22 protein-coding genes are annotated in these 18,180 nt (G+C 64.2%); 7 read left to right on the top strand and 15 right to left on the bottom strand.

The features are described 5' to 3' along the window. Positions 1-153: 153 nt before the first annotated feature. The gene (locus AADZ90_RS03965) at positions 154-840 is read right to left on the bottom strand and encodes a response regulator transcription factor (protein WP_367309057.1); all 687 of its coding nucleotides are present in this window, start codon (positions 838-840) and stop codon (positions 154-156) included. Between the two features lie 161 nt (positions 841-1,001). On the opposite strand from AADZ90_RS03965, the gene ribA reads away from it, so the two are divergent. Together ribA and AADZ90_RS03955 are read left to right on the top strand one after the other, a co-directional pair. After that, positions 1,002-2,066, top strand: a complete 1,065-nt coding sequence (ribA, locus tag AADZ90_RS03960; RefSeq protein ID WP_367309058.1) for a GTP cyclohydrolase II — start codon at positions 1,002-1,004, stop codon at positions 2,064-2,066. Further along, positions 2,063-2,557 (top strand): L,D-transpeptidase family protein, encoded by a 495-nt coding sequence (locus tag AADZ90_RS03955; RefSeq protein WP_367309059.1) that lies wholly within the window; start codon positions 2,063-2,065, stop codon positions 2,555-2,557. The genes ribA and AADZ90_RS03955 overlap by 4 nt, the downstream gene beginning before the upstream one ends. Here the strand turns inward: AADZ90_RS03955 and AADZ90_RS03950 are convergent. Then, entirely contained in the window at positions 2,554-3,204 is a 651-nt protein-coding gene (locus AADZ90_RS03950; RefSeq protein ID WP_367309060.1) for a YggS family pyridoxal phosphate-dependent enzyme, read from the bottom strand. The two genes, AADZ90_RS03955 and AADZ90_RS03950, sit on opposite strands and share 4 nt — an antisense overlap. Positions 3,205-3,269: 65 nt before the next feature. Then, the gene (locus AADZ90_RS03945) at positions 3,270-4,364 is read right to left on the bottom strand and encodes a porin (RefSeq protein ID WP_367309061.1); all 1,095 of its coding nucleotides are present in this window, start codon (positions 4,362-4,364) and stop codon (positions 3,270-3,272) included. A gap of 208 nt (positions 4,365-4,572) precedes the next feature. Here AADZ90_RS03945 and AADZ90_RS03940 point away from each other — a divergent pair, with 208 nt between their 5' ends. From AADZ90_RS03940 to holA, 4 genes are read left to right on the top strand one after another with little or no spacing between them, the layout of a single operon-like run. Continuing rightward, on the top strand, positions 4,573-5,121 hold the full coding sequence (locus AADZ90_RS03940; protein WP_367309062.1) for a DUF3576 domain-containing protein: 549 nt from the start codon (positions 4,573-4,575) through the stop codon (positions 5,119-5,121). Between the two features lie 45 nt (positions 5,122-5,166). Continuing rightward, positions 5,167-7,725 carry a leucine--tRNA ligase gene (gene leuS, locus AADZ90_RS03935; RefSeq protein WP_367309063.1) on the top strand — a complete coding sequence of 853 codons (2,559 nt, stop codon included), beginning with the start codon at positions 5,167-5,169 and terminating at the stop codon, positions 7,723-7,725. Positions 7,726-7,747: 22 nt separating this feature from the next. Further along, the gene (gene lptE, locus AADZ90_RS03930) at positions 7,748-8,245 is read left to right on the top strand and encodes an LPS assembly lipoprotein LptE (RefSeq protein ID WP_367309064.1); all 498 of its coding nucleotides are present in this window, start codon (positions 7,748-7,750) and stop codon (positions 8,243-8,245) included. Then, the gene (holA, locus tag AADZ90_RS03925; protein ID WP_367309065.1) at positions 8,242-9,264 is read left to right on the top strand and encodes a DNA polymerase III subunit delta; all 1,023 of its coding nucleotides are present in this window, start codon (positions 8,242-8,244) and stop codon (positions 9,262-9,264) included. Before lptE ends, holA begins: the two co-directional genes overlap by 4 nt. Before the next feature lie 8 nt (positions 9,265-9,272). On the opposite strand, the gene AADZ90_RS03920 is transcribed toward holA, so the two are convergent. Then, entirely contained in the window at positions 9,273-10,436 is a 1,164-nt protein-coding gene (locus tag AADZ90_RS03920) for an alpha-D-ribose 1-methylphosphonate 5-triphosphate diphosphatase (RefSeq protein ID WP_367309066.1), read from the bottom strand. Here AADZ90_RS03920 and AADZ90_RS03915 point away from each other — a divergent pair. Beyond that, positions 10,435-11,121 (top strand): DUF1045 domain-containing protein, encoded by a 687-nt coding sequence (locus tag AADZ90_RS03915; protein ID WP_367309067.1) that lies wholly within the window; start codon positions 10,435-10,437, stop codon positions 11,119-11,121. The two genes, AADZ90_RS03920 and AADZ90_RS03915, sit on opposite strands and share 2 nt — an antisense overlap. On the opposite strand, the gene phnN is transcribed toward AADZ90_RS03915, so the two are convergent. Genes phnN through phnG form a run of 11 tightly spaced genes read right to left on the bottom strand, consistent with a single transcriptional unit; the run spans position 11,088 to position 18,093 of the window. Next, entirely contained in the window at positions 11,088-11,648 is a 561-nt protein-coding gene (gene phnN, locus AADZ90_RS03910; protein ID WP_367309068.1) for a phosphonate metabolism protein/1,5-bisphosphokinase (PRPP-forming) PhnN, read from the bottom strand. The genes AADZ90_RS03915 and phnN overlap by 34 nt on opposite strands. After that, a complete protein-coding gene (phnL, locus tag AADZ90_RS03905) occupies positions 11,645-12,325 on the bottom strand; it encodes a phosphonate C-P lyase system protein PhnL (protein ID WP_367309069.1) in 681 nt (226 codons plus the stop codon). Before phnL ends, phnN begins: the two co-directional genes overlap by 4 nt. Positions 12,326-12,335: 10 nt before the next feature. Beyond that, a complete protein-coding gene (phnK, locus tag AADZ90_RS03900; protein ID WP_367309070.1) occupies positions 12,336-13,106 on the bottom strand; it encodes a phosphonate C-P lyase system protein PhnK in 771 nt (256 codons plus the stop codon). Beyond that, positions 13,103-13,768, bottom strand: coding sequence for an alpha/beta fold hydrolase (locus tag AADZ90_RS03895; protein WP_367309071.1), 666 nt, complete (start codon positions 13,766-13,768; stop codon positions 13,103-13,105). The genes phnK and AADZ90_RS03895 overlap by 4 nt, the downstream gene beginning before the upstream one ends. A gap of 46 nt (positions 13,769-13,814) precedes the next feature. Continuing rightward, positions 13,815-14,225 (bottom strand): FosX/FosE/FosI family fosfomycin resistance hydrolase, encoded by a 411-nt coding sequence (gene fosX / locus AADZ90_RS03890; protein ID WP_367309072.1) that lies wholly within the window; start codon positions 14,223-14,225, stop codon positions 13,815-13,817. After that, positions 14,222-14,563 carry an NIPSNAP family protein gene (locus tag AADZ90_RS03885; RefSeq protein ID WP_367309073.1) on the bottom strand — a complete coding sequence of 114 codons (342 nt, stop codon included), beginning with the start codon at positions 14,561-14,563 and terminating at the stop codon, positions 14,222-14,224. The genes fosX and AADZ90_RS03885 overlap by 4 nt, the downstream gene beginning before the upstream one ends. Further along, positions 14,560-15,390 (bottom strand): alpha-D-ribose 1-methylphosphonate 5-phosphate C-P-lyase PhnJ, encoded by an 831-nt coding sequence (locus AADZ90_RS03880; RefSeq protein WP_367309074.1) that lies wholly within the window; start codon positions 15,388-15,390, stop codon positions 14,560-14,562. The genes AADZ90_RS03885 and AADZ90_RS03880 overlap by 4 nt, the downstream gene beginning before the upstream one ends. After that, on the bottom strand, positions 15,387-15,962 hold the full coding sequence (locus AADZ90_RS03875; RefSeq protein WP_367309075.1) for a histidine phosphatase family protein: 576 nt from the start codon (positions 15,960-15,962) through the stop codon (positions 15,387-15,389). The genes AADZ90_RS03880 and AADZ90_RS03875 overlap by 4 nt, the downstream gene beginning before the upstream one ends. Beyond that, on the bottom strand, positions 15,959-17,050 hold the full coding sequence (locus tag AADZ90_RS03870) for a carbon-phosphorus lyase complex subunit (protein WP_367309076.1): 1,092 nt from the start codon (positions 17,048-17,050) through the stop codon (positions 15,959-15,961). The genes AADZ90_RS03875 and AADZ90_RS03870 overlap by 4 nt, the downstream gene beginning before the upstream one ends. Further along, positions 17,051-17,644: a phosphonate C-P lyase system protein PhnH gene (gene phnH, locus AADZ90_RS03865; RefSeq protein WP_367309077.1), complete on the bottom strand. Its 594-nt coding sequence runs from the start codon at positions 17,642-17,644 to the stop codon at positions 17,051-17,053. Then, positions 17,641-18,093, bottom strand: a complete 453-nt coding sequence (gene phnG, locus AADZ90_RS03860; RefSeq protein ID WP_367309078.1) for a phosphonate C-P lyase system protein PhnG — start codon at positions 18,091-18,093, stop codon at positions 17,641-17,643. Before phnG ends, phnH begins: the two co-directional genes overlap by 4 nt. Positions 18,094-18,180: the final 87 nt, after the last annotated feature.

Below are 18,180 nucleotides of genomic sequence, written 5' to 3'. Positions count from 1 at the left end.
CGATGCGGCCGCCCCGGCAATCCCACTGACAAAAAAACCCGGGCACATGGCCCGGGCAAGTCCAACAGGGAGGTGGTGCCGTATCCCCGACACCTGGGCTTCGATCCCCGAACGCGGCCTATAAGGCAACAGTTCCGCGTCCGGTTATCCTGCTCACGCAACCAATCTGTAGCCGCCAGATTCGGTCACAAGAAGGCGGGCATTGGACGGATCCGGTTCTATTTTCTGGCGAAGACGGTAAATGTGTGTCTCAAGCGTGTGAGTCGTGACCCCGGCATTGTAGCCCCAGACCTCGTGCAACAGAACGTCGCGGGGGACCACGCCCTCGCTCGACCGGTAGAGGAACTTGAGGATGTTCGTCTCTTTCTCGGTCAGGCGAACCTTCTTCTCGTCCTCGGTGAGCAGCAGCTTCTGGGCGGGCTTGAACGTGTAGGGCCCAAGCTGGAACACCGCATCTTCCGATTGTTCGTGCTGGCGCAGTTGAGCGCGGATCCGGGCCAGCAGCACCGGAAACTTGAACGGCTTGGTGATGTAGTCGTTCGCCCCGGCATCAAGGCCAAGGATCGTGTCGCTGTCGCTATCGTGGCCCGTCAGCATCACGATAGGGCATTTCACGTTCTGCTTGCGCATCAGCTTGCAGAGCTCGCGGCCATCCGTATCCGGCAGGCCCACATCGAGAATGACGAGATCATAGAGCTGCTCACGCGCCTTTTCCATCGCGCCCGAGCCCGATCCGGCCTCGAACACGTCGAAATCCTCGGTCATCACAAGCTGCTCGCTCAGCGCTTCGCGCAGATCATCGTCATCGTCGACGAGCAGGATTTTCTTCAATTGTGCCATCGCACCCTCCTCACAACGTCTTTACCGCCAGATGAGCGCGGGCCGCAGCGGCGACAAGCATTGCTGCAAAGTGCTCACGCCGACGTGTCGCTTTGGCGGGATATGTTTCAATTTATGGCATCGGGTCGTATGTCGATACGGTCATTTGCAGGGATCACCGCATGCTTTTCACCCCGACTCATGCCGAACAACGCAGTCGCGCGGCGCATGACCTGCGCCTCGGGCGGCCGGTGCGGGTCGACGGCCCGGAGGGGGGTGCAGCCGTCTTTGCCGCCGAGACGCTGACGGAGGAACGGCTGACGCAGGCCCGCGCGATCGGGCGGCCGGTTCTGGCCATTACCGCCTGGCGGGCGGAAACGCTGAAGGTTCAAGTCTATGATGGCGATCTGGCGCGGCTCGCCGTGCCGGAGACGGAGGGGCTGCGCTGGATCAGCGGCGTGATCGACCCGGCGCGCGATCTGTCGATGCCGATGAAGGGGCCGTTTAAGGCCGAGCGCGGCGGGTCGGCGGACGTCTCGCGCGCGGCGATTTCCTTGGCGAAGGGCGCGCATCTGCTGCCGGCGGCCTTGCTTGTGCCGCTTTCGGAACCGACGCCGGATCTGCTGTCTTTGACGGTCGAGGCGGCGCTTGACGATCAGTTGGTGGCCTTGTCCCCTGTCTCCTCGGCGCGTGTTCCGCTGGCCGCGGCCAAAGACGCGCGGCTGCACATCTTTCGCGAACCCGGCGGTGAGGAGCATTACGCGATCGAGATCGGGTCGCCCCGGCGGGATGCGCCTGTGCTGGCCCGCCTACACTCCGCCTGTTTCACCGGGGATCTGCTCGATTCGCTGAAATGCGATTGTGGCCCGCAATTGCGGGCGGCGCTGGCCCAGATGGGGGCGGAAGGCAGCGGTATCCTGCTCTATCTCAATCAGGAGGGACGCGGCATCGGGCTGGCCAACAAGATGCGGGCCTATGATCTGCAGGATCAGGGGTTCGATACGGTCGATGCGAACCACCGTCTGGGGTTCGAGGATGACGAACGTGATTTCCGGATCGGGGCGCAGCTGTTGCGGTCGCTGGGTGTCTCGCAGGTGCGGCTGATGACGAACAATCCGGCCAAGATTGCACGGATGGAAAGCTGTGACATCGCCGTTGCTGAGCGTGTGCCACTGCGTGTCGGGGAAACGCCGGAAAACAGCGGGTATCTGGCAACGAAAATCGCGAAGTCCGGCCATCTGACATGACGCCAGCCGACCTTGTGGTGTCTCCCTCGGGGCTGCGGTTTCGCGGGCGGCGCTTTCCCTGCACGATCGGGCGAGGCGGCGTGACGGATGCCAAGCGCGAAGGGGACGGGGCGACGCCGCGGGGGGTGCACCGTATCGTGGGCCTCCTTTACCGGCCCGACCGCCTGTCCCGGCCTGTGGATTGGGCCGTCCCGATCCGGCCCGGGGATCTTTGGTCGGACGATTCGGAGGATCCTGACTACAACCTGATGGTCCGCGCGCCGCATCCCTACTCTCACGAAAGGCTGCGCCGGTCTGATCCGCTCTATGATCTTGTCTTGATCACCGATTGGAACTGGCCGCAGGCGCGCAAGGGCGATGGGTCGGCAATCTTCGTGCATCGGTGGCGCAAGCCCGGCCACCCGACGGAGGGGTGTGTCGCATTGGCCCCCGACCACCTGCGCTGGATCGTGCCACGTATCGGGTACGAGACCCGGCTGATCGTGCTCTAGACGGGGCGCTCCCCGAACAGAGCGGATCCGATGCGGACGTGCGTCGCGCCCAGCACGATCGCGGTCTCGAAATCGGCGCTCATGCCCATGGAGAGCTGATCAAGCCCATTCCTTGCGGCGATCTTCGCGAGGAGCGCGAAGTGCAGTGCCGGTTCCTCCTCTGCCGGGGGGATGCACATGAGGCCCTTTACGGGAAGCCCCAGATCGCGGCAGAGCGTGAGCAGAGCGTCGGTTTCGTCGGGAGAGACACCGGCTTTCTGATCCTCCTCCCCGGTATTCACCTGCACGAAAAGGTCCGGGCACCGCCCCTCCTCTCCAGCGACCCGCGCGATCGCCCGGGCGAGCTTGGGGCGATCCACTGTCTGGATCACGTCGAAGAGGCCGATCGCCTGGCGGACCTTGTTGGTCTGAAGCGGCCCGATCATGTGCAGTTCGACATCCGGAAACCGCTCTCGAAAGGCTGGCCACTTGCCTTGCGCCTCCTGCACCCGATTCTCTCCGAATACGCGGTGGCCTGCTTTCAGGACGTCCTCGACCCGTTCATCGGGCTGCTTCTTGGAGACAGCAACGAGCATAACGGATCCTGTAGCACGTCCCGCTTTATCCTCCGCCGCCCTCACCCGCGCGGCAATCTCATCCAGCGCCATCATCCCTCCAAACGAAAAGAGCGGGCCGAAGCCCGCTCTTTAAGGTAACCGAATTTGGTATTCGATTAGAAGCTCATAGCCAAGCCGAGCGACCACTGCTCGATCTCGCCATCTTCGAAATCACCGTCCTGATCATCATCAATGATATCGTCAGCTTCGCTCACGCTGTAGCCGAACTGGGCTTCAAGTCCACCACCAAGATCGTAGTTGGCGATGAAGCCAAAGCCACGGGTATCAAGGAACACGTCGTTTTGGCCGAGGACCCATTCGTCATACTCACCGTAGTTCACAGCAAGCGTGAGGGCATCGATCGTGTAACCAATGGCAAGGCCGAAGTGGGTTGGATCGTAGTCCTCACCGAGCGCATCTTCAAACTCATCGCTCAGGTTAGCCTGAGAGTAGTTGAGAATGACGTCGATGTCGCCAAAGTTGAGGTCAGCGGAGATACCGATGATGTCTGCCGAAGCATCATCGCCAACACCAAGGTCGAGACCGCCAACGGTCTGGTAACCAAGACCAACCGTGTGCTCATCACCGAAGAGCGGGAAGGTGTAGTTAGCACCAATGCCGAACACCGGATCACCCTGATCGACGTCAATTACATCGTCGATATCACCGGTGTTGTCGTCGATCTCGAGAGACGCGGCAAAGTTGAAGTCACCGAAAGCGTAGTCATAACGGGCAACCTGACCATCATAGAACTCGCCATCGAAGCCGTTGTTACCGTTGTAGCCAAGATGCTCGTTGCTATCGATGATGTCAGCACCGATGATCGCTTCCTGGAGGACGCGGTCAAAAGCACCGTCGGTATCACCCATCGTCAGAGTGCCGAACGCGCCCGACACGAAGACCGAGAAGTCATCTTCCACGTCCGTCTCAACGCCGCCTTCAGCTTCTTCCAGGCCGATCTCGGCGCCGAAGGTGAGGCCAGCATCGCTCGTGCCGGAAAGCGTGAAGTCGACGTTGATGTCGGTGTGGAACTGGGTCTCGATGTCGTCCTCGACAAAGCGATCAACGACTTCATCAGCATCATCATCGACGCCAACAAATTGCGAACCACCGAAGATACCCATCTCGGCCGAGCCGGAGAGGCTAACTTCCGCAGCAGCGAAGCCGGCGGTCGCGAAGAGCGCGGTCGTCGCAAGCAGGATGTTTTTCATGGTTTCCCTCATTTCTTTTTACGGCCCACGCGCCAACACCGGCATTCGTTGGGTCGGCGCCTATTTCGCGCTATGGCCCGTGTGATTCAATGCTCTGAGGCCCAGAGGCTGGACATAGCTGATCGGATGATGCGCTGGTGCCACACTGCCTTTCGGGCCAGTGGATGCTGAAAACGCCTTGTCCGGCCCCAGTCGGGTCTGTAGGAGGTTGCGGCACGCCGGCGTAATCGGCAAAGCCAATGCAGGAAGGACCATGACGTTCGGCATTTTTCCGTTACGGTTTAGGGATCTGGCCGCGATCTTGGGCGTCTTGCTGCTGGCCGCTTGTGCGGCGGGCGACAATCCCGAACAGCGCGCCGAGCGGCGGGGTGCCGCAGACGCGCAATCGGTCAATATCGACCGACCGGATCCGAATCGGGAAACCATCTTCGATTTGTTCCGGCCAGGCGACGCCGACGACCAGTTCGCGGTAAACAAGTACATCTGGGCCGCGTCGCTCGAGGTGCTTTCCTTCTTGCCCGTGCAATCCGTCGATCCCTTCACGGGCGTGATCGTCACGGGCTTCGGAACTCCACCCGGCGGCGGCCGCGCCTATCGCGCGACGGTCTATATCACCGATCCGGCCCTTGACGCGCGTTCGCTCAACGTTGCGCTTCAGTCCCGCAACGGACCGGTCAGCGTCGAAACCCAGCGTGCTGTTGAGGATGCCATCCTATCGCGCGCGCGCCAACTGCGCATCGCCGACGAGAACCTCTGACCTGAGCGGACCCCTCCCCGGGGCGCCGCCGACCCCACGAGAGCCATGACCCGCTACGACCCCGCGACCACCGAGCCGAAATGGCAGAAAGCCTGGGACGAGGCGCAGACCTTCCGCGCCACGATGGAGGGTGATCGGCCCAAGTATTATGTGCTCGAGATGTTCCCCTATCCGTCGGGGCGCATCCATATCGGGCATGTCCGCAACTACACGATGGGCGACGTGATCGCGCGCTACAAGAAGGCGACCGGTCATAATGTCCTGCACCCGATGGGCTTCGATGCCTTCGGGATGCCTGCGGAGAATGCCGCCATGGCCTCGGGCGGGCATCCCAAGACCTGGACCTACGACAATATCGACACGATGGTCGCGCAGATGAAGCCGTTGGGTTTCGGGATCGACTGGTCGCGAATGTTTGCGACCTGCGACCCGGAATATTACGGCCAGCAACAGGCGCTGTTCCTCGACTTTCTCGAGGCGGGCCTCGTCACCCGGCGCGAGGCAGAGGTGAACTGGGATCCCGTCGATATGACGGTGCTCGCCAACGAGCAGGTGATCGATGGCAAGGGCTGGCGGTCCGGCGCGGAAGTGGAGCGCCGGGCACTGACCCAGTGGTTCTTCAAGATCTCGGCTTATTCGGAAGAGCTGCTGGACGCGCTCGACCAACTGGACGACTGGCCTGCACGGGTCAAGCTGATGCAGGCCAACTGGATCGGGAAGTCGCGCGGCCTGCAATTCTCTTTCCCCGTGATCGACGCGCCGGAGGGATTCGGAGAGATCGAGGTCTTCACGACCCGCCCCGATACCCTGATGGGCGCGTCTTTCGTCGCGATCTCGCCCGATCACCCGCTGGCCAAACACCTCGAAGCGGCCAAGCCCGCCGTCGCAGCCTTCAACGCCGAGTGCCGGAAGGGCGGGACCACGGCAGAAGCTATCGAAACGGCGGAAAAACTGGGCCTCGATACGGGGATTCGGGTGCGCCACCCGCTCGACCCGGATTGGGAGCTGCCGGTCTGGATCGCCAACTTCGTGCTGATGGAATACGGCACAGGCGCCCTCTTCGGGTGTCCGGCGCACGACCAGCGCGACTTGGACTTTGTGCGGAAATACGACCTGCCCGTCATCTCCACCTATGTCCCGATCGATGGCGAGATCACCCTGCCCGAGGATGGCGGTGATCCGTATGTCCCGCCGAAAACCGAACAAGTCCACTACACCAAGCTGGTCGCCGGAGATGCTTACCAGACTGGAGAGGAAGCCATCGACGCCGCCATCGCTCTCGCCGAGCAAAGGGGCATCGGCGAAGGTGTAACCAAGTTCCGCCTGCGCGACTGGGGCCTCTCGCGCCAGCGCTATTGGGGCTGCCCGATCCCGGTGGTCCATTGCGACGCCTGTGGCGTTGTCCCCGAGAAGAAAGAGAACTTGCCCGTCCGCCTGCCCGACGATGTCAGCTTTGACATCCCGGGCAATCCGCTTGACCGCCATCCAACCTGGCGCGACACCACCTGCCCTGCCTGTGGCAAACCGGCCAAGCGCGAGACGGATACGATGGACACCTTCGTCGATTCGTCCTGGTATTTCGCCCGTTTCACCGCGCCCCATGCCGAGACGCCCACGGATATGGAGGCCGCGCAGTACTGGATGAATGTCGACCAGTATATCGGCGGCATCGAGCATGCGATCCTGCACCTGCTCTACTCCCGGTTCTTCGCCCGCGGGATGATCAAGACCGGCCACCTGCCCGAGAAGGCGGCCGAACCCTTCGATGCGCTCTTCACGCAAGGGATGGTCACCCACGCGATCTATGTCACGCGCGACGAAAAGGACCGGCCCGTCTACCACTTCCCCGAAGACGTGGAGATCCACGAAAGTGGTGCCCGGCTGGGCGCGACGGGCGAAGAGGTGGAGATCATCCCGTCGGCCAAGATGTCGAAGTCGAAGAAGAACGTCATTGATCCGGTCAACATCATCGAACAGTTCGGCGCCGATACCGCCCGCTGGTTCGTCCTCTCCGACAGCCCCCCCGAGCGCGACGTCGAATGGACGGCCTCGGGCGCCGAAGCCGCCAACAAGTTCCTCGCCCGCATCCATCGCATGGCGACCGAAATCAGCGAGGAGCGCCCGCACGGGAGCGACGAGCGGCTGCTGAAAGAGCTGCACAAGACGATCGACGATGTGACCAAAGGCATCGAAAGCTTCGGCTTCAACGCCGCCATCGCCAAGATCTACGCTTTCGCCGGGACCCTCCAGAAAGCGCCCGCCAGCGGCACCAAGCACGACGGGCTCAAGACCCTGGCGCAGCTGATGGCACCGATGACCCCCCACCTTGCCGAAGAGGTCTGGCAGATGCTCGGCGGCGACGGTCTGATCGCCAACGCCCCTTGGCCAGAAGCCGACGAAAGCCTGCTGACCGAGGATACGGTGACCCTGCCGATCCAGGTCAACGGCAAGCGCCGGTCGGAAATCAGCGTGGCAAAGGACCTGCCGAAATCCGAGATCGAGGCGCTCGCTCTCGCAGACGATGCCGTGCAGCGCGCCCTCAACGGTGGCGCGCCGAAAAAGCTGATCGTCGTCCCCGGACGGATCGTCAATGTGGTCATTTGACATAAAGCCTCTTCTTGGCGCCATGCTGCTATCTTATTTGGGCGCCTGCGGTTTTCAGCCCGCCCTGGCCCCCGGCGCCCCTGCGACGACCCTTCAAAGCCGTATCCTCATTGAAGAACCGGACGATCGCGCGACATTCCTGATCGCCCAGCGCCTGGAAGAGCGTCTTGGCCAGCCGACGGCCCCCGACCTGTCCCTCGACGTCAGCCTCGCCATTGAGGAGCGCCCCGCCGCCTTCACCTCCGACCGAGAGATCACGCGCTACACGCTCGAAGGCGACCTGACCTACAGCGTTACGGACACAACCGGTCGGACCGTTGCAAACGGCACGGTCCGCAGCTTCACGGCTTACTCGGCCACCGGGACGACCGTCGCCACGCTCGCGGCAGAGGAAGACGCCGAAGATCGCCTGGCGATCGCTTTGGCCGACCTTCTCGTCGCCCGCCTGATCGCCGAAATACCGCCAGAGCCCACCATTGCGGTCTCTGGCAGCGCCTCGGCGGGCCTCACGCGCCGATGAAGCTCTCGGCCCGCGACGCCCGCGCCTATATCGCGAGGCCCGACCGATCCCGCGCCGGGATCCTGATCTACGGTCAGGATCCGATGCGCGTCGCCGATATGCGCAAGGCGATGACAGGCGCGCTGACGGGCCCCAACGCAGCCGAGGAAATGCGCCTGACCCGCATTCCCGCCGCCGATCTGCGCAAGGAACCGGCCCTCCTCCTCGATGCGGTCAAGGCGCAGGGCTTCTTTCCCGGCCCCCGGGTGGCTTTGGTCGAAGATGCGACCGAGACCGTAGCAAAGGCCATCGACGCCGCCCTCCAGGATTGGCGCGACGGCGATGCGCAGATCGTGGTGACAGCGGGCCAACTCCCCCCCAAGGGCGCACTCCGCAAGATGTTCGAAGGCCACCCAAACGCCTTCGCGATCCCGCTCTACGATGAGCCGCCCAGCGCCGACGACATCGCCGATGCGCTGACCGCGGCTGGTCTCGACCGACCCGGACCGGACGCAATGGCCGCGCTGACGGCCTTGTCCCGCAAGTTGGAGCCCGGAGATTTCCGCCAGACGGTCGAGAAGCTCGGCCTTTACAAGCGCGGCGATCCGGAACCGCTGAGTGCGGAGGATATCGCCGCCTGCGCGCCTCTTTCCGTCGAGGCGGCGTTGGACGATATCCTCAACATCGCGGCCGAGGGTGCGACGCACGAAATCGGGCCGCTCATGTCGCGCCTTGCCGCACAGGGTGTGACCCCCGTGACCTTGTGCATCGGCGCGACGCGCCATTTCCGCCAGCTTCACACCGCCGCCTCGGATCCCGGCGGCGTGGGGCAGGGCATGGGCCGCCTGCGCCCACCTGTCTTCGGGCCGCGACGCGACAGGATGGGCCGTCAGGCGAGCACATGGGGCCGTCCGCGCCTGGAAAAAGCGCTGCAAATCCTGATCGATACCGATCTCCAGCTGCGGTCGACCTCCCGCGCGCCGGCGGCGGCCTTGATGGAGCGGGCGCTGATCCGGATCGCAATGCTGAACCGGCCCTGACAGCAGCTTTAGCCGACGCGCCGCCCGCGAGACCACGTTCCAGTCGTCCGAACGACGCCTCCATCGGTCGAGACCCGCACCAGATCGGCCCGCAGACCGGGCTTTAGCGCTCCGCGATCGTCTAGCTCCAGCCGTTTTGCCGGGGTCGCCGTTACGGTGGCGATCGCGCGCGGCAGATCCTCCCAGATCTCGCCCAGGCGCATCGCGGATTGCAGGAGGGCCGCCGGCACGTAGTCGGACGAAACGATATCGATCAGCCCGTCTTCGGCCAGTTCCGCCGCCGAGACATTGCCGGAATGGGATCCGCCGCGGATCAGGTTTGGCGCGCCCATGATAACGGCAAGACCCGCCTTCTGCGATGCATGGGCGGCTTCCAGCGTGGTCGGAAACTCGGCCAGCGTCGCTCCGTGGCGGGCAGAGGCTGCGACATGCTCTTCCGTGGTATCGTCGTGGCTCGCCAGATGCGCGCCGACCCGCTGCACGAAAGCCACCGCCGCCGCCTCGTGACGGTCTCTGACCCGATCGCCAAGCTCCACCTGCTCCCTGATGTGGTCATGAAACTCGGCCTCGCTCAGTCCCTTGCCCATGACGTAGGCCTTCAACTTCTCCACGTCCCGGAACTGTCGCTGACCGGGCGTGTGGTCCATCAGGCTGACCAGCCCGACCCGATCCTCCGGGCCGAAATCATCCAGCTCTTCCGGCAGCGTCTCAGAACAGATCTCGGCCCGCAGGTGCAGGAAATGACTGATGCGCAGGGCGCCCTGGTCGCGCAGCGCAAATAGTTCGTTTGCGAGGTTACGGGCATAGGGCAGATACCGGCTCTTTCCTTCCACCACCGAGCCAAGCCGCATCGCGTCGAAAACGGTCGTGATCCCGGCCCCGGCCAGTTCCGCATCATGGGCGACGATCGCCGCCATGTGAGGCCAAGCGACACCCGGCCGCGGTTCGATATGCCGCTCGAGGTTGTCGGTGTGCACCTCGATGAGCCCCGGCATCACCAGATCGCCGCCGCAATCGATGGCCCCGGCGGGCACCCCGGACCCGCTGTCAACCGCCCGGATCTCGTCGCCCGAGATGACGAGGGAGCCGAGGACAACCTCGTCTTGCAGAACCAGCCGCGCGTTGGCTAGCACAGTCTCACCGGTGACGGTTTCAGGGGATTGCTGCAACATGACTTCTTTCCGAAGATTTGCCATCTACGTGGTGCCCGAGGGTGACCTTTACCGGTACGGCGCGGATTGGCTGGGATGGGATAGTGTAACAGGCGCTGAGGCCCTGCCGCCCGACATGCCGGGCCTGCCCGCTCCGGCAGCGGATCTGAAGGAGCGGCCCCGCAAGTACGGATTTCACGGGACGATCAAACCGCCGATGCGACTCGCCGACAGCAAGACACCTGCAGACCTGCAAACCGCCCTTGCCGCTTTCTGCGAGAGGCGAGCGCCGGTCAATTGCGGGCGGCTGACCGTCCGGCGCCTTGGCCGGTTCATCGCGATCGTTCCCGACGCGTCTGTCCCGGCGCTCAGCGATCTTGCGGCGCGAACGGTCGAAGCGCTCGATGACTTCCGCATGCCGCCCTCTGACACCGAACTCGCTCGCCGCCGGGGGAGCGGTCTGACCGCTCGGCAAGACGAGCTCCTCCTGACATGGGGCTACCCCTATGTGATGGAGGAGTTTCGCTTCCACCTGACCCTCACCGGCCCGCTCGTGCCCGATCAGGCCGAGAGCATCCGTGCGGTGCTTGCAGAGCACTTCGCGCCGGTTCTCTCTGATCCCTTTGTCATCAGATCGCTCGCGCTGATGGGGGAGGATGCGGAAGGGCGGTTTCATCTGATCTCCAGGGCCTCTCTCGACGGGTAGAGCGCCGCGCGGGCCGCAGCGACGGTCTGGTCCAGTGGCCCGCTATTGTCGAGATGTGTGACGGCCAAGCTGTTGGGCAAGCGGACCTCTGCCCGCGACAGCCGCTTGAGGATCTCCTCCGGCCGCTCCCGGCCGCGGTCAGCGAGGCGGGCCGCCAGGATCTCGGGCGCGGCGGAAACCGACAGGACCGCGAGGCGCCCGAAGACGCACTGCGCCTCTTCCAGCACGGTGCGCGAGAGATTGGCCAGTACCTCGGTGCCTGTCTGGACCCGGTCAAGATCGGTCGTCGCAATCCCATAGCGCAGCTCATGGGCGCCCCAGCTGAGCGCGAAGGCGCCGGCCGCCTCCTGATCCCGAAACTCCGCTTCGGTGGCCGAGAAGAAATCCTCGCTATCGGGGTCGAGCGGCCGGGTGATCGTCCGTTTGGCAACCCTCAGATGCGGCTCCGCCGCGGCAAGCGCCCGCATCAGGCTGTCCTTGCCGACGCCGGACGGCCCGACGATTGCGATAAGGCGCCCCTTGGTCACTGCATGACCGGCGTGAAGCGCGAGACGTCGATCTCGCGATCGGCCACGCGCGCCCGCGCCTCTGCGTCGTGGAAGATGCCGACGATTGCAGCGCGCCGCGCCTTCGCCTCTGCGATCATCTGCAGCACGGTTTCGCGGTTCACCGGGTCGAGGCTCGCGGTCGGCTCGTCCAACAGCAGGGCCGGATACTCCGCGGCAAAACCCCGCGCGATGTTCACGCGCTGCTGCTCTCCACCCGAAAACGTGGTCGGCGAGAGCGACCAGAGCGCGACCGGGATGCGTAGCCGCTCAAGCAGGCCCTCGGCCCGCGTCCGCGCGCTGTCTTCGTCGATGCCGCGCAGCAGAAGGGGCTCTGCCACCACCTCGACCGCGGGAACGCGGGGCACGACCCGCAGGAACTGGCTGACGAAACCCAGCGTCTCGCGGCGCAGGCGGATGATCTCCTGCGGGTCGGCCTGGGCGATATCGACGCAGCCGACGAGGATCCGCCCGCCGCTCGCGCGGTAATTGCCGTAGAGGATGCGCATCAGCGTCGACTTGCCGGCGCCTGACGCGCCCGTCAGGGCCACGCATTCGCCGGGCATAACCGTCATCTCCGCATCGGCGAGAACCGGGATCTCTACACCGCCCTGATTGTGCAGCGTGAAGGATTTGCGGACGTTTTCGATCTGGATCATCTGACGTGCCTCACACTTGCAGAACCGAACTGACCAGAAGCTGCGAATAGGGGTGCTGGGGATCGTCGAGCACCTGATCGGTCAGCCCTGCCTCGACGACACGGCCACCCTTCATCACCATCACACGATCGGCCAGCAGACGCACGACGGCCAGATCATGCGTGACGAGGATCACCGAAAGACCCATCCGCCGTACGAGCCCGCGCAACAGGTCGAGAAGCCGCGCCTGCACGCTGACGTCGAGCCCGCCCGTCGGTTCGTCCATGAAGACGAGCCGCGGCCCCGAGACGAGCGAGCGGGCGATCTGCAACCGCTGCTGCATCCCGCCGGAGAAGGCGGCGGGCCGATCGTCGATCCGGTGCGTGTCGATCTCCACCCGCTCTAGCCAGTCCGACGCCGCTTCGCGGATACCGCCGTAATGGCGTGCGCCGACGGCCATCAGACGTTCGCCCACATTGCCACCGGCGCTGACCCGAAGCCGCAGACCGTCGCGAGGGTTCTGGTGAACGAAGGCCCAGTCGGTGCGGGACAGCATCCGCCGCTCGGGCTCGGACATTGTCAGGGTGTCGCGCAGGCCCTCGGCGCGGGTGCTGTAGATGACCTCGCCCTCATCGGGGGCGAGATGCCCGAAGAGGCAATTGAGCAGCGTCGACTTGCCCGATCCGCTTTCACCGACGATCCCCATCACCTCGCCCTCGAACAGATCGAAAGAGACATCGGTGCAGCCGATATTGCCGCCGTAGCTTTTGCCGAGGTTTCGGACGGAGAGAAGGGGGGTCATGATTGTGCCTCTTGAAACTTGCGAATGCGGTCGCGCAAAGCATCTGGTTGCTCGATATGCAGGATATGCCCGCCCTTCATCAGCTCGAAAGGCGCATCCAATTCCTTCGCCATCAACCGGGCGCCGCGGTGGGTCTGCGGATTGCCGCGCCCCGCAATGACAAGCGCCGGGGCCGTGACGTCGGGCAGCCGTGGGCGCGCGTCATAGGAGAAGGCGGCGGTCAGGGCATCCTCCATACCGCCGCGATCCATCTGTGCGATCAGCGGCTTGATGTGACGCCCCACCGCCTTCGGTTGGCCAATACCTGACAGCGCGGCGACACCGCGCGGACCGATCAAACGGAACAGGCCCATCGCAATATGTGCGGCGAGTGTCGAAAATCGGGTCAGATGAACCGTTGGCACCGCCTCTACCGTGACGAGGGAGAGGACACGCCCTTTAAGCCGCGCCGCCAATTCAACGGCCACCATCCCGCCAAGAGAATGGCCAACGAGGTGCAGGCGGTCTGGTATTTTCGGCAAGAGAGCGTCTGCAAAGCTCTCAATCGTGGGGGTAACGGCGCGCGGCTCACTTCCGTGGCCGGGCAGGTCAGGCGTAAGACCGGCGACCCCCGCCCAGGACGCACCCGAAAGCCCGGCCCCGTGAAGCCAAACCGTCGTCATTTGGAAAGGCCCGGTATTTCTAGGAGATCAGAGAGAGAACAGGCGGTCATCCGGATACCTCGGCATAGCTCGCAAGCCGCTCGTCCAGCGTGCCGGTATGAAGCTCGAACAGGTGATTGTCGTGATCGTAGAAATAAAGCGACCGACCCTCCCCCGCAATCCGCGGACGCGGCGCGCGGATGTCGAGGCCGAGCGCCTTGGCCTTCTCGGTCGCGACATCGAGATCTTCCTCCGGGATCGCGAAGGCAATGTGATTGTAGGTCCGGTCGGGGAGGCTTTCGCCTTCCATCACCGCGACCCAAAGTCCGCCGGCGATGAAGAACTTCTCGCGGGATACAGAGAAGGTGTCGTGGCCAGAGGAATAGACCTCTTCCGCCCCCAGCAGCTCGGTCATCAGGCGGGTCATCCGGTCGAGGTCCCGGGTGATGAGCGTGATATGCGACAGGCCGGTGATCATATGCCCCCGTCTCCGATCGCGTCCGAGAAATCGGCTGGGGTCAGAACGATATCCTCGATCCCCAGAACGAAGTCGCCATGGCGCGCCGAGGTCTCGGCCTTGATCCGCGCCCATTCCTCGTCGGCCATGAAGCTCTGCCACGCGGTGCGCATCTCGTCCTCGTCCTGCCAGGCAAGCAGATAGACGAACCGCAGGCGGTGATCGTCATCGGCGACCCACATCGCCTGGATACGGAAGCCATGCTGTGCCATCAGCCGGGCGGCATGATCGCGGAACCGGTCGAGGAACGGGCCCTTATTGTCCCGCGGAATATCGTAGAGGCGAAGCTGGTTGATCATGCGGCATCCTCTCGCCGTTCGGCACAATAATCGGTGTCGGAGCAGACGAACATCCGGCTGCCGCTATCGTCGGTGATGACCTCGTCGAGGTAACTTTCGGTCGACCCGCAGAGCGCGCAGGGATGATCGGCCTTCGACGGATCGAACGGATAATCCTCGAAATCGAGGCTTACCACCTGTGTGTAAGGCGGGATCGCGTAGATCCGCTGCTCTCGCCCCGCGCCGAAAAGCTGGATCGCCGCGCTTTCAAGCTTGGGATTATCAAATTTCGGGATCGGGGAGGGATCCATCATGTACCGCTCTTCGACCCGCACCGGATACGCGTAAGCCGTCGAGATCTCGCCATTGTGCGAGATATCCTCGTAGAGCTTCACATGCATCAGTCCGTATTCCTCAAGCGCGTGCATCTTCCGCGTCTCGGTCTCCCGCGGCTCAAGAAACCGCAGCGGTTCGGGGATCGGGACCTGATAGACGAGGATCTGATCCTCGGTCAGCGGCGTCTCGGGGATCCGGTGCCGGGTCTGGATCACCGTCGCCTCGACCGTTCGCTCGGTCGTCTCGACGCCCGCGACCGCCTCGAAGAACTTGCGGATCGACACCGCGTTGGTCGTGTCGTCGCTGCCCTGGTCGATCACCTTGAACCGATCCTCCGGCGTCATCACGGCGGCGGAGACCTGCACGCCGCCCGTCCCCCAGCCATAGGGCATCGGCATCTCTCGGCTGGCGAACGGCACCTGATATCCCGGAATTGCGACGCCCTTGAGGATCGCCCGCCGGATCATCCGCTTGGTCTGCTCGTCGAGATAGGCGAAGTTGTAGTCGGTCATATGCGGCTCCAATCGCCGGGCGCGGGCCAGCCGCCTGTGCGTGTCTCAAACCAGGCGCCACCGCCCGGCGGCTGGTCTTCGGCCCGGGTGATCTCGCACCCCTTGAGATGGCAGCGCAGTAAAGCGCCGACCGCGCCATGGGCCAAGATCAGGATGTCGCCAGCGGCGTCGTCAAGCTCGGCCAACGTTGTCACCGCAGCGACGACCCGCGCCTGTGCCGCGCGCGCCCGCTCCCATCCGCGCACGGCGGTGTCGGGGTTTTCGAAGAAGGCGTCGGCTGTGCGCTCGAACTCGTCTGGCGGCAGGTAGCCCGTCGCGGACCGATCGTTTTCGCCCAGGGCGCTGATGGCCCGTATGGGCAGGGCAAGCCGGTCGGCCACGGGGGCCGCACCCTCGCGTGCCTTGGTCTCGGGGCTGCTGGCAAGCGTGGTGACGTGCGCCACTTCGGCACTGTCGGCAAAAGCCGCGTGGCGCGCGCGGCCAATATCGGACAATCCCCATTTGGGCACCGGGACCGCGGGGTCGATCACCACTTCAGCGTGGGTCAGGAAGATGAGCCGCCGCCCACTCATTCCGCAGCCTCCTGCCGCGCGCCCATTGCGTCGCGCCTCAGCTTACGGATCAGCTCCAGCTCCGATTGGAAATCGACGTAGTGCGGCAGTTTGATGTGCTCCAGAAAGCCCGTCGCCTGGATGTTGTCTGCATGGCTGAGCACGAATTCCTCGTCCTGCGCGGGGGCGTCGCCGCTGGCCTCGCCCAGCTCTTCCGCGCGCAAGGCCCGGTCGACCAACGCCATGGAGATCGCCTTGCGCTCGGAATGGCCGAAGACGAGGCCATAGCCACGGGTGAATTGGGCAGGCTCGGTCTTTGAGCCTGTGAACTGGTTCACCGTCTCGCATTCCGTCACCTCGATCTCGGCGATTTCGATGGCGAAACCAAGCTCGGGGATGTCCATCTCGACCGCGACCAGCCCCACCCGCAATTCGCCCACGAAGGGGTGGTTGCGGCCGTAGCCCCGCTGGGTCGAGTAGGCCATGCTGAGGATGAACCCCTCGTCCCCGCGCGCGAGCGACTGAAGGCGCAGCGGCCGGCCGGCCGGGAAGGCAAGCGGCGCGCGAGTCAGATCAGGCGGGACAGTTTCGCCGTCCGGTTCCGTTTGAAGAAGGTCCTCGCGTTCGAGGAAGCCCGAGACATGGGGGATGTCCTCTTCGGCCCCTTGAGGCTGAACGGCCGCGTCAGAAAGCTCGCCCCCCTCAGCCGCCAGCGCGAAGTCGATCAGGCGGTGGGTATAGTCGAAGGTCGGGCCAAGGATCTGTCCGCCCGGGAGATCCTTGAACGTCGCCGAGATCCGGCGGTCGCAGGTCATCCTTGCCGTATCGATCGGTGTGCTGGCGCCAAAGCGGGGAAGGGTCGTCCGGTAGGCGCGGATCAGGAAGATCGCCTCGATCAGGTCGCCGCGGGCCTGCTTGATCGCCAGCGCGGCAAGATCAGGATCGAAAAGCGATCCCTCCGCCATGACCCGGTTCACGGCCAGGCGAAGCTGCGACCGGATCTGAGCGATGGTCAGCTCGGCGATGCCAGGGTCCCCACGCCGTTCCTCGGCAAGCCAGGTATGGGCGTTCTCGATAGCCCGCTCACCGCCCTTGACCGCGACATACATCTAGGAATCCCCTCCGATCCGGGTGCTACGAGGCAAGGCGGCGAGCCGGTCGCCGCAGGTAAAGAAGCAGTCGAAACCCAGCGGAAAGCGGCGACGATTCCAGACGAACGCATCGTTCTCAGGCAAGGTCAGCCAGGCCTCATCCTTGATCCCGGGGCCTGTCAGACGGGCACCGTCCGCCTCGAGCCGATCCATCTCGACGATCAACGTTGCAGATTGGTCGGGGTATTCAGAGGTTCCGGCCTTGTAGGTCGTCACTGGCTGGAGATCGTTCCAGGTGCCCACGGCGAAATCCGCCTTTTCAGCCACACCGAATGGGGCGCTTGTGTGAAAGACCAACCAATCCCGAACGGCGGGGATATCGTGCGAGGGGGCAAGATGAACGACCGTCTCCAGATCCGCCAAGGTCAGCAGCATGGCGCCAGCGGCAGAGGAAAGCGGCGCGGGCGGCGCGATTCCCGACACCGTTTCGATCCGGCCAGGACGCGCCATCGCGTCCAGCGCGTGGCGGAAGATCCGCGCTGCCTCCGGCGCCGGGTTCTGAAAGCCGCCCGAGAAATCCGCATCGCGTGGGCGGTTCTGAAGGGTGGTCATGTGGCTTCCCCCCGCACCATGGTGAAGAAGTCGACCTTTGTGGCGGCTGCCTTTCTGGCCCGCGCCTTGCGCTTCGCGACCCGTTCTTCCTCCAGCGGTGCGACCAGCCCGGCCTCGATAAGGTCGTGCTGACCCGCCTCGGCGAGCGCATCGGCGAGTGCGACGATCCGGGCAGCGGCAGCGCTTCGCCCCTGCACGTAACCGTGTCCGACGGTCCCGTCCGCCAGCGCGACGGAACATCGGGTCACCGTGACTTCACCCAGATTGAAGGGCGCGCCGGTGCCACCGGCCCGCCCGCGTACCATGACCGACCCGAATTCGGGACCACGGATCAGGCGGTGCTCCGGCTCTTCCCCGATCTTCGACCACAGCGCCTGCAAACGGTCGGCAGGGGCCTTGGCAAGAGCGGACAGGCGGTTTCGGCGTTGTTCCTGGGCGGATGCGGCCATGGCGACTCGCTTCTATAAATATACAACTATACAAATCTTGTAGAAGAGGACAGGATGGTCATGCAACCCTTGCTTCGTGAATGTTTG

It is taken from the genome of Aestuariibius violaceus (assembly GCF_040779325.2).
In the GTDB taxonomy this organism is placed as follows: domain Bacteria; phylum Pseudomonadota; class Alphaproteobacteria; order Rhodobacterales; family Rhodobacteraceae; genus Aestuariibius; species Aestuariibius violaceus.
The sequence above is the reverse complement of the archived record's forward strand: the minus strand, read 5'-3'. Positions and strand labels throughout refer to the sequence as shown.

What these genes read in the sequence shown, in the direction of transcription:
- AADZ90_RS03965 (WP_367309057.1), bottom strand. Translation starts at nt 840, where the DNA reads ATGGCACAATTGAAGAAAATCCTGCTCGTCGACGATGACGATGATCTG.
- ribA (WP_367309058.1), top strand. Translation starts at nt 1,002, where the DNA reads ATGCTTTTCACCCCGACTCATGCCGAACAACGCAGTCGCGCGGCGCAT.
- AADZ90_RS03955 (WP_367309059.1), top strand. Translation starts at nt 2,063, where the DNA reads ATGACGCCAGCCGACCTTGTGGTGTCTCCCTCGGGGCTGCGGTTTCGC.
- AADZ90_RS03950 (WP_367309060.1), bottom strand. Translation starts at nt 3,204, where the DNA reads ATGGCGCTGGATGAGATTGCCGCGCGGGTGAGGGCGGCGGAGGATAAA.
- AADZ90_RS03945 (WP_367309061.1), bottom strand. Translation starts at nt 4,364, where the DNA reads ATGAAAAACATCCTGCTTGCGACGACCGCGCTCTTCGCGACCGCCGGC.
- leuS (WP_367309063.1), top strand. Translation starts at nt 5,167, where the DNA reads ATGACCCGCTACGACCCCGCGACCACCGAGCCGAAATGGCAGAAAGCC.
- lptE (WP_367309064.1), top strand. Translation starts at nt 7,748, where the DNA reads ATGCTGCTATCTTATTTGGGCGCCTGCGGTTTTCAGCCCGCCCTGGCC.
- holA (WP_367309065.1), top strand. Translation starts at nt 8,242, where the DNA reads ATGAAGCTCTCGGCCCGCGACGCCCGCGCCTATATCGCGAGGCCCGAC.
- AADZ90_RS03915 (WP_367309067.1), top strand. Translation starts at nt 10,435, where the DNA reads ATGACTTCTTTCCGAAGATTTGCCATCTACGTGGTGCCCGAGGGTGAC.
- AADZ90_RS03920 (WP_367309066.1), bottom strand. Translation starts at nt 10,436, where the DNA reads ATGTTGCAGCAATCCCCTGAAACCGTCACCGGTGAGACTGTGCTAGCC.
- phnL (WP_367309069.1), bottom strand. Translation starts at nt 12,325, where the DNA reads ATGATCCAGATCGAAAACGTCCGCAAATCCTTCACGCTGCACAATCAG.
- phnK (WP_367309070.1), bottom strand. Translation starts at nt 13,106, where the DNA reads ATGACCCCCCTTCTCTCCGTCCGAAACCTCGGCAAAAGCTACGGCGGC.
- AADZ90_RS03895 (WP_367309071.1), bottom strand. Translation starts at nt 13,768, where the DNA reads ATGACGACGGTTTGGCTTCACGGGGCCGGGCTTTCGGGTGCGTCCTGG.
- fosX (WP_367309072.1), bottom strand. Translation starts at nt 14,225, where the DNA reads ATGATCACCGGCCTGTCGCATATCACGCTCATCACCCGGGACCTCGAC.
- AADZ90_RS03885 (WP_367309073.1), bottom strand. Translation starts at nt 14,563, where the DNA reads ATGATCAACCAGCTTCGCCTCTACGATATTCCGCGGGACAATAAGGGC.
- AADZ90_RS03880 (WP_367309074.1), bottom strand. Translation starts at nt 15,390, where the DNA reads ATGACCGACTACAACTTCGCCTATCTCGACGAGCAGACCAAGCGGATG.
- AADZ90_RS03875 (WP_367309075.1), bottom strand. Translation starts at nt 15,962, where the DNA reads ATGAGTGGGCGGCGGCTCATCTTCCTGACCCACGCTGAAGTGGTGATC.
- AADZ90_RS03870 (WP_367309076.1), bottom strand. Translation starts at nt 17,050, where the DNA reads ATGTATGTCGCGGTCAAGGGCGGTGAGCGGGCTATCGAGAACGCCCAT.
- phnH (WP_367309077.1), bottom strand. Translation starts at nt 17,644, where the DNA reads ATGACCACCCTTCAGAACCGCCCACGCGATGCGGATTTCTCGGGCGGC.
- phnG (WP_367309078.1), bottom strand. Translation starts at nt 18,093, where the DNA reads ATGGCCGCATCCGCCCAGGAACAACGCCGAAACCGCCTGTCCGCTCTT.